Source organism: Luteibacter sp. SVR4-7G (assembly GCF_056755555.1).
The window spans coordinates 18,404-31,604 of the sequence record NZ_JBPGXO010000019.1; the positions used below are offsets into that span (position 1 = coordinate 18,404).

At 67.0% G+C, this 13,201-nt stretch carries 13 protein-coding genes; 11 read left to right on the plus strand and 2 right to left on the minus strand.

All coding sequences use genetic code 11. The features are described 5' to 3' along the window. Positions 1 to 66: 66 nt before the first annotated feature. Both pgm and yjjX read left to right on the plus strand, forming a co-directional pair. Positions 67 to 1,710 carry a phosphoglucomutase (alpha-D-glucose-1,6-bisphosphate-dependent) gene (gene pgm / locus ACR9ZH_RS09165; protein WP_481290453.1) on the plus strand — a complete coding sequence of 548 codons (1,644 nt, stop codon included), beginning with the start codon at positions 67 to 69 and terminating at the stop codon, positions 1,708 to 1,710. 5 nt (positions 1,711 to 1,715) lie between these two features. After that, positions 1,716 to 2,270, plus strand: a complete 555-nt coding sequence (gene yjjX, locus ACR9ZH_RS09170; protein ID WP_481290454.1) for an inosine/xanthosine triphosphatase — start codon at positions 1,716 to 1,718, stop codon at positions 2,268 to 2,270. Here yjjX and ACR9ZH_RS09175 read toward each other — a convergent pair. Beyond that, a complete protein-coding gene (locus ACR9ZH_RS09175) occupies positions 2,267 to 3,013 on the minus strand; it encodes a glucose 1-dehydrogenase (protein ID WP_481290455.1) in 747 nt (248 codons plus the stop codon). The genes yjjX and ACR9ZH_RS09175 overlap by 4 nt on opposite strands. 172 nt (positions 3,014 to 3,185) lie before the next feature. On the opposite strand from ACR9ZH_RS09175, the gene zwf reads away from it, so the two are divergent. The 9 genes from zwf to ACR9ZH_RS09220 all read left to right on the plus strand — a co-directional run bounded on the left by zwf (position 3,186) and on the right by ACR9ZH_RS09220 (position 12,419). Continuing rightward, a complete protein-coding gene (gene zwf, locus ACR9ZH_RS09180; RefSeq protein WP_481290456.1) occupies positions 3,186 to 4,676 on the plus strand; it encodes a glucose-6-phosphate dehydrogenase in 1,491 nt (496 codons plus the stop codon). Positions 4,677 to 4,761: 85 nt separating this feature from the next. Continuing rightward, entirely contained in the window at positions 4,762 to 5,223 is a 462-nt protein-coding gene (gene msrB / locus ACR9ZH_RS09185; RefSeq protein ID WP_481290457.1) for a peptide-methionine (R)-S-oxide reductase MsrB, read from the plus strand. Beyond that, positions 5,220 to 5,723, plus strand: a complete 504-nt coding sequence (gene msrA, locus ACR9ZH_RS09190; RefSeq protein ID WP_481290458.1) for a peptide-methionine (S)-S-oxide reductase MsrA — start codon at positions 5,220 to 5,222, stop codon at positions 5,721 to 5,723. The genes msrB and msrA overlap by 4 nt, the downstream gene beginning before the upstream one ends. 63 nt (positions 5,724 to 5,786) lie before the next feature. Next, on the plus strand, positions 5,787 to 6,863 hold the full coding sequence (locus ACR9ZH_RS09195) for a sensor histidine kinase (protein WP_481290459.1): 1,077 nt from the start codon (positions 5,787 to 5,789) through the stop codon (positions 6,861 to 6,863). Further along, complete coding sequence (locus ACR9ZH_RS09200; protein WP_481290460.1) at positions 6,860 to 7,621, plus strand: LytR/AlgR family response regulator transcription factor; 762 nt, start codon at positions 6,860 to 6,862, stop codon at positions 7,619 to 7,621. The genes ACR9ZH_RS09195 and ACR9ZH_RS09200 overlap by 4 nt, the downstream gene beginning before the upstream one ends. 73 nt (positions 7,622 to 7,694) lie before the next feature. After that, positions 7,695 to 9,074, plus strand: a complete 1,380-nt coding sequence (locus ACR9ZH_RS09205; protein WP_481290461.1) for a serine hydrolase domain-containing protein — start codon at positions 7,695 to 7,697, stop codon at positions 9,072 to 9,074. Next, positions 9,071 to 9,628: a (2Fe-2S)-binding protein gene (locus tag ACR9ZH_RS09210; protein WP_481290462.1), complete on the plus strand. Its 558-nt coding sequence runs from the start codon at positions 9,071 to 9,073 to the stop codon at positions 9,626 to 9,628. Before ACR9ZH_RS09205 ends, ACR9ZH_RS09210 begins: the two co-directional genes overlap by 4 nt. Then, positions 9,625 to 11,784 carry a xanthine dehydrogenase family protein molybdopterin-binding subunit gene (locus ACR9ZH_RS09215; RefSeq protein WP_481290463.1) on the plus strand — a complete coding sequence of 720 codons (2,160 nt, stop codon included), beginning with the start codon at positions 9,625 to 9,627 and terminating at the stop codon, positions 11,782 to 11,784. Before ACR9ZH_RS09210 ends, ACR9ZH_RS09215 begins: the two co-directional genes overlap by 4 nt. Then, complete coding sequence (locus ACR9ZH_RS09220; RefSeq protein WP_481290464.1) at positions 11,784 to 12,419, plus strand: hypothetical protein; 636 nt, start codon at positions 11,784 to 11,786, stop codon at positions 12,417 to 12,419. The genes ACR9ZH_RS09215 and ACR9ZH_RS09220 overlap by 1 nt, the downstream gene beginning before the upstream one ends. Here the strand turns inward: ACR9ZH_RS09220 and ACR9ZH_RS09225 are convergent. Continuing rightward, positions 12,376 to 13,062 carry an HAD-IA family hydrolase gene (locus ACR9ZH_RS09225; RefSeq protein ID WP_481290465.1) on the minus strand — a complete coding sequence of 229 codons (687 nt, stop codon included), beginning with the start codon at positions 13,060 to 13,062 and terminating at the stop codon, positions 12,376 to 12,378. The two genes, ACR9ZH_RS09220 and ACR9ZH_RS09225, sit on opposite strands and share 44 nt — an antisense overlap. Between the last annotated feature and the right edge of the window lie 139 nt (positions 13,063 to 13,201).

The following is a 13,201-nucleotide window of genomic DNA, read 5'->3' on the forward strand; positions in this document are numbered from 1 at the left end:
GACATGGAAGAAATCTCAAAACACATCGTATGCTTGCTGGAATAGCCAGTCGTAGGAGAGCCATCGGTGAGTGCAAAGATCAGTCCGCTCGCGGGCAAACCCGCCACGGAAAGCCAGCCGGTCGATGTGGCGGCCCTGCTGGCCGCCTACCACGACCTGAAACCCGATCCCTCCGTCGCCGAGCAGAGGGTGGCCTTCGGCACCTCGGGCCATCGCGGATCGTCGTTCGACCGCTCGTTCAACGAATGGCACGTGCTGGCGGTGGTGCAGGCCATCTGCGACTACCGTTCCAAGGTCGGCGTGGACGGTCCCGTTTTCGTGGGCATCGACACCCACGCGCTTTCCGGCCCTGCCTTCGAAAGCACCCTCGAGGTGCTTGCGGCGAATGGCGTCGAGACGCAGATCTCGGCGGGCGGCGAATTCACGCCGACGCCTGCGGTCTCGCACGCGATCCTCGTCTACAACAGGGGCCGCGAGAGCGGGCTGGCGGATGGCATCGTCATCACGCCTTCACACAATCCGCCCGAGAGCGGCGGCATCAAGTACAACCCGCCACACGGAGGGCCAGCCGATACCGACGCCACGGGCTGGATCGCTTCGCGGGCGAACGCCCTCATCGAAGGGGGACTGCGCGAGGTGAAGCGCATGCCGTTCGCACAGGCGCGCAAGGCAGCGAGCACCCGCGAGTATGACTTCCTCCAGCGTTACGTGGGCGACCTCGGCGACGTGCTCGACCTGGAGATCGTCCGGGCGAGCGGCGTCCGCATGGGCGTCGATCCGCTCGGCGGAGCGGGCGTGCACTACTGGAGCGCCATCGGCGAGCGCTACGGCATCGACCTCTCCGTGGTGAGCGAGGTAGTCGATCCCACCTTCTCCTTCATGTCGCTGGACTGGGACGGCCGCGTGCGCATGGACCCGTCTTCTTCGTACGCCATGCAGCGCCTGATCGGCCTGAAGGACCGCTTCGACGTGGCCTTCGCCTGCGACACCGACCACGACCGTCATGGTGTGGTGGCGCCCAGCGTGGGGCTCATGCCGGCGAACCATTACCTCGCCACGTCGGCGTGGTACCTGTTCCAGAACCGGCCGGGCTGGCGTGCGGACGCCGCGGTGGGCAAGACCGCGGTGAGCACGGCGCTGCTGGATCGCGTTGCCGCGCACCTTGGGCGCCCACTGCGCGAAGTGCCGGTCGGTTTCAAGTATTTCGTGGCAGGCCTCTTCGACGGCAGCCTCGGCTTCGGCTGCGAAGAAAGCGCCGGTGCCTCGTTCCTCGCCAAGGATGCCTCCGCGTGGTCCACCGACAAGGACGGCATCGTGGCCGCGCTGCTCGCCGGCGAGATCACCGCGCGCCTCGGTAAGGATCCTGGCCAGGTCTACGCCGACATCACGGCGCAGCTCGGCAACCCGGCCAATGCGCGCATCGACGCGCCGGCGAACCATGCGCAGAAGGCGAAGCTCGCGAAGCTCGCGCCCGAGCAGGTCACCTCGTCGACGCTCGCCGGCGATGCGATCGTCGAAGTGACGAACAAGGCAGGCGGGCAGGCGATCGGCGGCATCAAGGTGATTTCCGCCAATGGCTGGTTTGCCGCGCGACCCTCCGGCACCGAGGACATCTACAAGGTCTATGGCGAAAGCTTCCGCGGCGAAGAACACCTTCGGGCGATCTTCGAGGAAGCACAGGCCATGGTCGATCGCGCGCTGGCGGACTGACGACGATGTCGCACGACACTTCGCCGATCCGCGTGCTCGTCGGTTCGCGCAACCCGGTCAAAATCGGCGCGGTGCGCAACGCGCTCGCGCCGCTGTTTCCCGGCCGTCTGGTCGAGTGCGAGGGCATGCACGCGCCTTCCGGGGTTGCCGACCAGCCGATGACGGCGGCGGAGACGCGGGAAGGTGCGCTCAATCGCATGAATTTCTGCCGGCAGAACGGCACGGCCGACTTTTACGTTGCGCTCGAGGGCGGCGTGGATGTCACCGAAGACGGCCCCGGCACGTTCGGCTACGTGGCGATCGCCAATGGCATCGATGTCTCCGTCGGTTGCAGCGCCTGGCTCCCGCTACCGCCGGCCGTCTACGAGGCCCTGCTCGAGGGCGAGGAGCTGGGCGACGTCATGGACCGGCTGTTCGGCACGATGAACATCAAGCAGCAGGGTGGCGCCATCGGCCTGGTCACCAATGGCCACGCCACGCGCGAGAGCGCGTACACGCAGGCCATGGTGCTGGCGATGGCGCCGTTCCTCCATCCGGAGCTCTACGGACTGCGCGCTTAGCGCATGCCGCCCGAACCGAGGATCAGTTCGCCGGTTACCCAGCGGGCGTCGTCGGTGGCGAGGAAGGTGACGATGGGCGCGATGTCATCTACTTGACCCACGCGGCCCAGGGGCGTCTGGCTGGCGGCCCAGGTCTCGAAGTCCGAGCCGGCGAAGCCTGCCGAATGCACGCCTTCGGTGATGACCATGCCCGGGTTCACGGAGTTCACGCGGATGCCGCGCGGCCCCAGTTCGCGCGCGAGCACGCCCGTGATGGCATCCACGGCGCCCTTGGTACCGGAGTAGACGGCACTTTCGGCGGGGGTGATACGGGTGACGGCCGAGCCGATGTTGACGATGCTGGCCCCCGCGCCCATGTGCTTCACCGCCGCCTGGCTGACCAGGATGGTGCCAAGCACGTTGATGTCGAACATGCGGCGGTACTGTGCCTCGGTGGTGGTCTCGATCGAGGCGAACTCGTAGACGCCCGAGTTGTTGACCAGGACGTCCAGACGGCCGAAGTGCCCGATGGCCTCCGCCACCAGCTTCTCCGCGTCGGCCTGCTTGGCCACGTCGGCGCCGACGGCCACGGCCTTGCCGCCCGCCGCCTGGATCTCGGCCACCACCTTGTCGGCGCCGGCCTTGCTCGATGCGTAGTTGACGATCACCGCGGCGCCTTCCGCGGCCAGTGCCTTCGCGATGCCCGCGCCGATGCCCTTGGAGGCGCCGGTGACGATCGCGACCTTGTTTGCAAGCTTGCCCATGATTCGCAGTTCCTTGGTAAGGCCCCGGTATGGGGCCGTCGTCCGGATGCATGGGGACGGAGACATGGCGGTTGTCATACCTTGCCGGTCATAACAGTTGTGCCGGCGACGCAAGGACATTCGTCCATCCTCCCCCTTGAAAGCGCCGCGCCGCGCCTCATCCATGCAAGCCATGAACGCTCCCACCATTCCCCTCGAACCGGTCGATACCTTCGACTACGTCATCTTCGGCGCCACCGGCGACCTCACCATGCGCAAGCTGCTGCCCGCGTTGTACCGGCGCTTCGCGGAAGGCCAGGTGCCCGGCGATTCGCGCATCGTGGGCACGGCGCGATCGCCGCTGGACAGCGAGACCTACCGCGAGCGCGTGCGCAAGGCATTGCGGGAGCATGTGCGCGCCGACGAGATCGACGAGGCGACACTGAACCGGTTCCTCGGCCTGGTTCACTATGTGAGCCTCAATGGCGCAGAGGCGTCCGGAAACTGGAACGGTCTCAAGTCGTTGCTCGACTCGAACGCCAAAGAAGGCCGGGTGCGCGTCTTCTACCTGGCCACCGCACCCGACCTGTACGGCGATATCGCGCGCAACGTGGCCGAGAAGGGCTTGCGTTCGGAAGCCTCGCGCATCGTGCTGGAGAAGCCTATCGGTACCGACCTGGAAACCGCGCGCAAGGTCAACGACGGGGTAGGGAAGTACTTTCCGGAAGGCAGCATCTATCGCATCGACCATTACCTGGGCAAGGAGGCCGTGCAGAACATCATCGCGCTGCGCTTCGCCAATCCCATGCTCGAGCGCATGTGGGACCGCGAGTCGATCGAGTACGTGCAGATCACCGCGGCAGAAACCGTCGGCCTCGAAGGCCGCGGCGGTTACTACGATGGATCGGGCGCACTGCGCGACATGATCCAGAACCATCTGTTGCAGGTGCTCACCGTCGTGGCGATGGAACGCCCGACTTCGCTCGACGCGGATGCGCTGCGCGACGAGAAGGTGCGCGTGCTGAAATCGCTGAAGCCGCTCGATCCCGAGAACCTCCGCGATAACGTCGCGCGCGGCCAGTACGTGCAGGGCACCGCGGCCGGCAAGCCGGTGCCTGCGTATCGCGAAGAACTGCCGGGCGCTGCCCCGAGCCAAACCGAGACCTTCGTCGCGCTGAAGGCCGAGATCGACAATCCGCGCTGGCGCGGCGTGCCGTTCTACCTGCGCTCCGGAAAGCGCATGCCGGAGAAGCTTACCGAGGTCGTGGTGCAGTTCCGTGCCGGCGAGCCGGGCCTGTTCGGCGAGGCCCGTCCCGGCAGCCGCCTGGTCATCCGCGTGCAGCCGGATGAAAGCATCACCTTGCCGCTGTTCGTGAAGCATCCCGGCAACGGATTCGGCCTGGACGAGGTGGAGGCTCTGTCGCCGCTGGGACAGCCGCAGCGGATCCGTTACCGCGACTCCTACGAGGGCCTGCTGCTGGACGCGGTGAAGGGCAGCCCGGCGCTGTTCGTGCGCAAGGACGAGACCGAGGCCGCCTGGCAATGGGTCACGCCGATCCTCGAGGGCTGGCGACATGCCGCCGAGGGTCCCGATGCGTACGAGGCCGGTACCTGGGGCCCCGAATCCGCGCGCGAACTGTTGCGCCGCTCCGGGCATCGCTGGGTGGAGGACCTGGCGGCCTAGAATCACTCTTTCGAGTGTCACGGGTCCCGTTGCATCGTCCCGTTCCGGCCGCATTATGTGGAGGTGTCCATCAAGGAGGCTCCCCATGTCCGACTACCGCAAGACGCCCGAAGCCGTCGCCAGGCTGACCCCGGAGCAGTACCGGGTGACACAGGAAGGCGCGACGGAACGTCCATTCCATAACGCATTCCACGACAGCCATGAGCCGGGCATCTACGTGGACATCGTGTCCGGCGAGCCGCTGTTCTCCTCGCTGGACAAGTTCGACAGCGGCTGCGGCTGGCCCAGCTTCACCACGCCCCTGGAAGATTCGCACGTCGTGGAGAAGCACGACGGCAGCCACGGGATGATCCGGACCGAAGTACGTTCGACCCATGGCGACAGCCACCTCGGCCACGTCTTCCCCGACGGCCCGCGCGACCGCGGCGGCCTGCGCTATTGCATCAATTCGGCCTCGTTGCGCTTCATTCCCGCCGCCGAGCTCGAGAAGGAGGGCTACGGCCAGTACGCCAGCCTCTTCGCGGGTGCGAAGGGAGGTGCGGCATGAGCACGTCCCGCGCCATCCTCGCCGGCGGCTGCTTCTGGGGCATGCAGGACCTGATCCGCAAGCAGCCCGGCGTGATCGCCACGCGCGTGGGCTACACCGGCGGCGACGTGCCGAACGCCACCTACCGTAACCACGGCACGCACGCCGAGGCCATCGAGATCGAGTTCGATCCGGCGAAGCTGAGCTATCGCAAGATCCTGGAGTTCTTCTTCCAGATCCACGATCCGACCACCCTGAACCGGCAGGGCAACGACGTCGGCACCAGCTACCGTTCGGCCATCTTCTACCTCGACGACGAGCAGAAGGCGGTGGCCGAGGACACCGTGGCCGATGTGAATGCCTCGGGCCTCTGGCCGGGCAAGGTGGTGACCGAGATCGCCCCTGCCGGCCCGTTCTGGGAGGCCGAGCCGGAACACCAGGATTACCTGGAGAAGTACCCCAACGGCTACACCTGCCATTTCATCCGTCCCGATTGGGTACTGCCGCGCCGCGCCGCGTGATCCGATAGTCCCGCCGGCTCTGGTATAAGAGCCGGCGGGGACTGCATCGTCCGGGGGGACGACATGGATAGCGCCAATTCCGCGGGTATGCAGCGATCCTGGTGGCGCCGCCACGGGCTGGCGCTGTGGGTATCGATGCTGGTGGCGTTAGGCCTGCTCCGGGCCACGAATCGCTACTTGGTCGATGTCGCCAACCAGGTTTCCTCGCCCTTCCTGCCGAAGCTCGTCGAAGAACTGACCGGCTCGCTCAGCTTCGGCGCCTTCCTGCCCGTCCTGTTCGTCATCCTGCGCCGCGTGCGCTGGACGTGGCTGAACCACATCGCCATCTTCGCGAGCCTGTCGGTGGCCCAGACGACGCTCATGATCGGCCTGCGGCAGATCGTGTTCGGCGCCATGGGTACGCCGGCCTACGCCTATGGCCTCATGCTGTGGCGCTATCTCATGGAAGTGCCCACCCAGCTTTTCTTCTACGTGGTCATCGTGACCGGCCTCTGGCTGTTCGACCGTTACCGCGAAGGGCAGGCGCGGGAACTGCAAGCCGCCCAACTGGAATCGGCGCTGTCGGAAGCGCGCCTCGAGGCGCTCCGGCTGCAACTCAATCCTCATTTCCTGTTCAATACCCTGAATGCCGTGTCCGAGCTGATGTACGAGAAGCCGCGGGTGGCGGACGAGATGCTCTCGAGGATCGGCGAGCTGCTGCGCGCGACGCTGTCCGCCACGACCCAGGAGCACCGGCTTGCCGAGGAGTGGCGGCTGGTGGCGCTGTACATGGATATCCAGAGGGTGCGCTTCGGCGAAGGCCTCGATGCGCAGGTGGAGAACGATCCCGCGCTGGACGAGCTGCGTATTCCCTTCCTGCTGCTCCAGCCGATCGTGGAAAACGCCATCGAACACGGCGGCACTGGCACGCAGCGGCGCGTGCGCATCGAGGCGTCGCGCAAGGCCGGCCAGCTCGTGCTCCGGGTACGCGACTACGGCGGCGGCCAGGGAACGCGCAGCGGCCACGGCATCGGCCTGGGCAACGTGGGCGCGCGGCTGCGCCACCTGTACGGCGACGATGCCGGCGTGAGGCTCGAACCGGTCGAAGAAGGCGGCAGCGTCGTTACCGTCTGGCTGCCCGCGCGGCGGTGGGCCGCATGACCCTGCGTGCTGTCGTGGTCGACGACGAGGCGCCCGCGCGCGCCAAGTTGCGGCGCTACCTCGCGGACAACGACGGCATGCTCTGGGTGGGCGAAGCCTCGGACGGCCCCTCGGCCGTGGGGCTCATCCGGAAGGAAAGGCCGGACGTGGTTTTCCTCGACATCAGCATGCCGGGGATGGACGGCTTCGCCCTGCTCCAGGCCCTGGGCGATCCGCTGCCGGCCGAGATCGTGTTCGTCACGGCATACGACGACCATGCGGTGCGTGCCTTCGAAGTGCATGCCTTCGATTACCTGCTCAAGCCGGTCGGGCCGGAGCGCTTCGCCCGTGCCGTCGAACGCCTGCTCGGCCGGGTCAGGCCGGCCCTGAATATCGCCGGGCGCGTGGACGGACTGCTGGATGCTTCCCCCGTTCCCATGCGCTATCTAGAACGCATCCTGCTGCCCCGTGGCGAGGCTGCGGAGCTGGTCCGCGTCGAGCGTATCGACCGCGTCGTGGCGAGCCGCAATTACCTCGACGTCTTCGTCGACGGCGAGGCGCACCGCCTGCGCGGCACGCTGGACAGCATGCAGGGGCGCTTGAATCCCTCGGCGTTTGTCCGCGTGAACCGTTCGACCATTGTCCGCCTGGACGCCATTCGCCAGGTGCAGCCGTGGCCGGACGGGGAACACCGCCTGCTCCTGGCCGACGGCGGCCGCGTGACCTGGACCCGCCGCTACCTGGGAAACATGCCTTCGGGCCTTTCGTCCCTGCGCTAGGCATCTTCGTCCCTGGACCCGCCCTCCGGCGTACCCGGAAACGCGAGACTCCTCCCACCAACAGGAGGATCCCATGGCAAAGAAGATCTACATCGCCGCCGGCGCCGCCATCGCATTGGGGGCGGTGGCCTGGCACATCTGGCGGCCGGACCAGGTGATGCGCGTCGCCGCCGGCGTGGCGGCGCATCACGTGTGCTCCATGACCTTCATCAGCGGGCAGGACCCGAAGGAGACCTACGACCAGCTGGTCGCGCCCGTGCTCGGCGGCTTCAGCAAGCTGCTCGAGGCGCATGTGTCGCGAGCGACGCGGAGCGTCGAGGTGTCCGGCCCTTTCCGCACCCTCGCTCGGGCGGACTTCACGCCCGGCTACGGCTGCAGGTTGTCGCTGCCAGGCACGCAGCCGCTCGTGGCGGACCGTACATCGCATCCACAGGTGAACGACGGCTTCGCACCGCCGGCCCCTGTGGCCGCCACGGATCGTGCCATTGCCGCAGCGCTGGATCGCGAATTCGCGGAATCGCCGGACACGCCCGTGAAACACGTGAAGGCCGTCGTGATCGTCAAGGACGGCCACGTCATCGCGGAACGCTATGCGCCGGGGTTCGACCTGCATACGCCCTTGCTCAGCTTCTCCGTCGCCAAGTCGTTCACCAACGCATTCCTCGGCATCCTGGCCCGAGAGGGCAAGGTCCAGGTCGACCAGCCGCTCGGCGCTCCTGAATGGCAGGCGCCGGACGACCCGCGCCGGGAGATCACGGTGGAGAACCTCATGCGCATGAGCAGCGGCCTGGCCGCCGAGGAGGCCGAATCGGCGTTCAGCCCGGTCGCGAGGATGGAGTTCCTGCATGCCGACATGGCCGGCTTCGCCGCACGCCAGCCGGCAAAGGAAGCGCCGGGCCGGACCTTCGAATACACCTCGGCGGATACCGTGCTGCTATCCCGCCTCGTGGGCGAGAAGGTCGGCGGCGGTCCGGCGGGCATGCGGGCCTTCGCCCGCCGCGAGCTGTTCGATCCGCTAGGCATGGGCGACGTCACCATGGAATTCGACGGCAGCGGCACGTTCGTTGGGTCCACCTATGTCTACACCACGGCCCGCGATTTCGCGCGCTTCGGCATGCTCTACCTGCGCGACGGCGTCGCGCCCGACGGCCGGCGGCTGCTTCCCCAGGGCTGGGTGCAGTGGTCGCGCCGTTCGACGGTCGGCGGCAGCCCCTACGGTGCGGGCTTCTGGACCAACGACGGTCCGAGCAAGCCGGCGCAGTGGCGCGTCGAAGCGGGCTTTCCCAAGGATGGCTTCTATGCCAGCGGCACCATGGGCCAGCGCATCTATGTCATCCCGTCGGAGAACCTGGTGATCGTGCGCTTCGGCTACTCGGCACCGCCGGACTATGGCATCGAGGACGACCTGGCCCTGATCAAGGCGTCCATAGCCGCCACAAAGACGGCCAATTGATCGCCGGTTTAGCCAAGTCCGATCCGCAAGATTATGCGAGCGTCATTGCCGGAACGGCCAGCGGCGAGGACGGTAACGTGGCTTATGCGATCCGTATCAATGGCGAGGTGCGGGATGTCGATGTCGAAAGCGACACCCCGCTGCTGTGGGTCCTCCGCGACGTCTGCGGCCTGACCGGAACGAAGTTCGGCTGCGGCGCCGCCTTGTGCGGCGCCTGCACCGTGCATGTGGATGGCCACGCCAGGCGGTCCTGCGTCCTGCCTGTCGCCAGCGTCGGCAATGCCTCGGTAACGACGATTGAGGCGCTGCACGAGGGTGCGATCGGACGGGCTCTGCAAAAGGCCTGGCGGGAACTCGACGTGGTGCAGTGCGGGTACTGCCAGTCCGGCCAGCTCATGTCCGCTGCCGCGCTGCTCGCAGCCAATCCGCATCCCACCCGCGCCGATATCGATGCCGGCATGTCCGGGAATATCTGCCGATGCGGCACGTACAAGCGCATCCGCGCAGGTATCGTCATGGCGGCCGGTTTCCTGGCCGAAGGCGCCGTATCGTGAATGCAGACGTCCGCGACCTTCCCAGTCCGTCCCGCCGGCGGTTCCTGAGCGCTTCGGTGGCCATCGGCGGTGGCTTGCTCATCGGCTTTCCCCTCGTCGAGACCGCGCTGGCGGCCGATTCGCCTTTACCTCCACCCGATGCGTTCATCCGCATCGGCACGGATGGCCGGATCACGTTCATCGTTCCGTATGCCGAGATGGGGCAGGGCGCGCTGACTTCGCAAGCGCAGATCCTCGCGGAAGAACTGGAGGTGTCCATGGACGACGTGACGGTCGAGCAGGCACCGCCTAGCGATGCGCTCTATGGAAGCCCCTTGCTCGTCGAGCAGATCACCGGCGGATCGGCGTCGTTACGGGGCTCGTGGATCACTTTGCGTGCCGTGGGTGCCGCTGCGCGTACGATGCTGGTCGCCGCCGCGGCGCAACGCTGGGACGTGCGCCCATCGACCTGCCGCGCGCGCGATGGACGCGTGATCCATACGGCAACGAAGCGCAGCCTCGGGTACGGCGACGTGGCGAACGCCGCCGCTGGCATGCCGGTGCCGAAGTCGCCGCGCCTCAAGAAGCTCTCCGAGTACCGGGTGATCGGCCAACCGCAGAAGCGGGTGGACACGCCGGCCAAGATCGACGGCAGCGCCATCTTCGGCATCGACGCGCGGCCCGAGGGCGTGCGCCATGCGATGGTGATGGCATGTCCCGTCCTTGGCGGCCGTGTCGCTTCGGTCGATCCCACCGAGGCGATGAAGATCCGCGGCGTCTGGAAGGTAGTGCACAGCGAGGATGCCGTGGCGGTCGTGGGCGACAACACCTGGGCCGCGCGGAAGGGGCTGGCCGCCCTGCGCATCGCATGGGACGAAGGCCCGAATGCCCACCTGTCCACGGCGGACATGGTGGCAGCGGCCGACCGCGCGCTCGAAGACGAAGGGTTGCCTGCGCTGCGAAAAGGCGACGTCGACGCCGCGGAGCGGCAAGCCGCCAGCGTCTATGACGAAGTGTTCCGGCTGCCGATGCTCGCCCACGCGGCGATGGAACCATTGAGCTGCACGGTCCATTGCCAGGCGGACCGCTGCGAGGTCTGGGTGGGCAGCCAGGTGGTGGCGCGCGCGCAGAAGGCCGCCGCCACGGCGGCTGGGCTGCCGCTGGACAGCGTCACGGTGCACAACCTTTTCCTCGGCGGCGGGTTCGGCCGGCGGCTGGAAGCCGACTACGTCGGTCAGGCGGTTCGTCTGGCGAAGCAGATTGAAGGGCCGGTCAAGATCACCTGGAGCCGCGAGGAAGACATGCGTCAGGACTACTACCGGTTCCACAACCACAGCCGGGTCACCGTGGCCATCGACGAAAAAGGGCGCCCATCGAGCTGGCGCCACCGGCTGGCCGCGCCGAACATCATGGCGCGCTTCCTCCCCATCTATCAGAAGGACGGCGTCGACCTCGATGCGGTGGACGTGGCCAGCGGCCCTTACGACATTCCCAACGTGCGCATCGACTTCATCCGCCACGAGGCACCGCCTGGACTCAACACGGGTAACTGGCGTGGCGTCGGCCCCACGCGCAACGTAGTCATCACGGAATCCGTGATCGACGAACTCGCGCATCGCGCGGGCGCCGACCCCGTCGCGTATCGCAGGGCGATGATGAAAGGCTCGCCACGCGACCTCGCCGTACTGGACCTGGTGGCGGAGAAGTCCGGATGGGGCGATCCCTTGCCGAAGGGGCGCGGCCGCGGCGTCGCGCTGTGCCCGGCCTTCGGCAGTCACGTGGCCATGGTGGCCGAAGTCAGTGTCGAGCCGTCGGGCATGTATCGCGTGGAGCGCATCGTCTGTGTGGTCGACACCGGCATCGCGGTCAATCCCGACGTAGTCAGCGCGCAGATCGAAGGCGGCGCCATGTTCGGCATCACGGCGGTGCGCTATGGCCGCATCACCGTCGCGAACGGACGGGTCGAACAAGGGAACTTCGATACCTATCCCGTATTGCGCATGGCCGAGGCACCCGAGGTGGAAGTGCATATCGTCCCGAGCAAAGCTGACCCCGGCGGTGTCGGCGAACCGGGGACGTCGGTGGCGATCGCCGCCGTGGCGAATGCCATTTTCGCCGCCACCGGAAAGCGCTTCCGTTCGCTGCCGATAACGCCGCACGACCTAAGGGAGGCATGATGAACCGGCTCTCCGCCATCTCGATGCTGGCCGCGGCAACGCTGCTGACGGCCTGTACCCAACGGCCCACTACACCCGCCGCGCAAGCGATCGTGGCCGATCCGTTACGCACGCCCGCCGACTTCGCCTCCATCGCGGACCCGCATGCACGCTCCGTCGCACTGTATGGCGAAGTGTCCCGGGTCATCGAAAGCCCGCGCTGCCTGAACTGCCACCCGGATACCCGCCGCCCCACGCAGGGAGACGACCTGCATGCGCACGTACCGTTCATACAGGCCGGCATCGAAGGGCACGGCACGGCTGGCGTGACCTGCGCTACCTGCCATCAGGCCGCGAACGTCGCCACGTTCGCGGAGCCGGCATCGATCCCGGGAAATCCACGCTGGGCGCTCGCTCCCGCATCGATGGCGTGGCAGGGCAAGACGCGTGGCGAGATCTGCCGCCAGATCAAGGACCCCGCTCGCAACGGCGGCCATACGCTGGCACAGATCCATCACCACATGGCCGAGGACAAGCTCGTCGGCTGGGCCTGGAATCCCGGTCCCGGCAGGAAGCCGGCGCCCGGCACCCAGGCGGCGCTGGGTGCCTTGCTTACGGCGTGGATCGATACAGGCGCGGCATGCCCTGAGGGCTGATGTCGAGGAGGTCGGGCATGCGGTCGATCACGGCGACGGCGCCCGCGGAATACAAGTCCAGCGATTTGCGATAGCCATAGCTGACCAGCACGAAGTCCATGCCGGCGTCGCGCGCAGCAAGCACGTCGCTCTCCGAATCGCCGACCACCAGGGTCCGCTCGATCGCCACCTGGGCCTGAGCCGCGAGATAGCGCAAGGGCACGCCGCTCGGCTTGCGCTCGGGCAGCGTGTTGGCGCCCACGATGCCGTCGAAGAAGGACAGCATGCCGCGCGCCTCAAGCAGGGGCCGAACGAACTCTTCGTTCTTGTTCGTGCAGACGCCGAGCTTCACGCCTTGCGCGTGCAATGCCGCGAGCGTCTCGACAACGCCGTCATAAGCGATGCCGTCCAGCGCCGTCTCGGCATAGTGTTCGAGGAACCCCGGCATTACCTCGTCGATGTCGGCATCGCTGCCGGCATGGCGAAACGCGGAGGTGATCAGCTTGCGCGAGCCTTCGCCGATCCACTCCGTGATCTGGCGAACGTCGTAGGTCGGAAGTTTCCAGTCGCGCAACGTCCGGTTCACCGATTCGGCGATATCCGCAGCGCTGTCGATGAGGGTGCCGTCGAGATCGAAGATGACGAGGGAATAGGGGAAGGCCAAGGCGTCGTTCCAGGCGGGAAACGGGAATTCTGTGGGAAATGTCTCCCCGCACCAAGTTTTTTCCGCCAGAGATACTATACCGCAGGCCGGGCGTAGTTCTCCAATGGCAAAAGGCAGGGCAGGCACCGCGGATGTGCCC

Bases quoted from the DNA above. Each gene is read 5' to 3' on its own strand.
- ACR9ZH_RS09175 (WP_481290455.1), bottom strand. From the start codon at position 3,013: ATGGGCAAGCTTGCAAACAAGGTCGCGATCGTCACCGGCGCCTCCAAG.
- zwf (WP_481290456.1), top strand. From the start codon at position 3,186: ATGAACGCTCCCACCATTCCCCTCGAACCGGTCGATACCTTCGACTAC.
- ACR9ZH_RS09220 (WP_481290464.1), top strand. From the start codon at position 11,784: ATGAACCGGCTCTCCGCCATCTCGATGCTGGCCGCGGCAACGCTGCTG.
- yjjX (WP_481290454.1), top strand. From the start codon at position 1,716: ATGTCGCACGACACTTCGCCGATCCGCGTGCTCGTCGGTTCGCGCAAC.
- ACR9ZH_RS09195 (WP_481290459.1), top strand. From the start codon at position 5,787: ATGGATAGCGCCAATTCCGCGGGTATGCAGCGATCCTGGTGGCGCCGC.
- msrA (WP_481290458.1), top strand. From the start codon at position 5,220: ATGAGCACGTCCCGCGCCATCCTCGCCGGCGGCTGCTTCTGGGGCATG.
- ACR9ZH_RS09200 (WP_481290460.1), top strand. From the start codon at position 6,860: ATGACCCTGCGTGCTGTCGTGGTCGACGACGAGGCGCCCGCGCGCGCC.
- msrB (WP_481290457.1), top strand. From the start codon at position 4,762: ATGTCCGACTACCGCAAGACGCCCGAAGCCGTCGCCAGGCTGACCCCG.
- ACR9ZH_RS09205 (WP_481290461.1), top strand. From the start codon at position 7,695: ATGGCAAAGAAGATCTACATCGCCGCCGGCGCCGCCATCGCATTGGGG.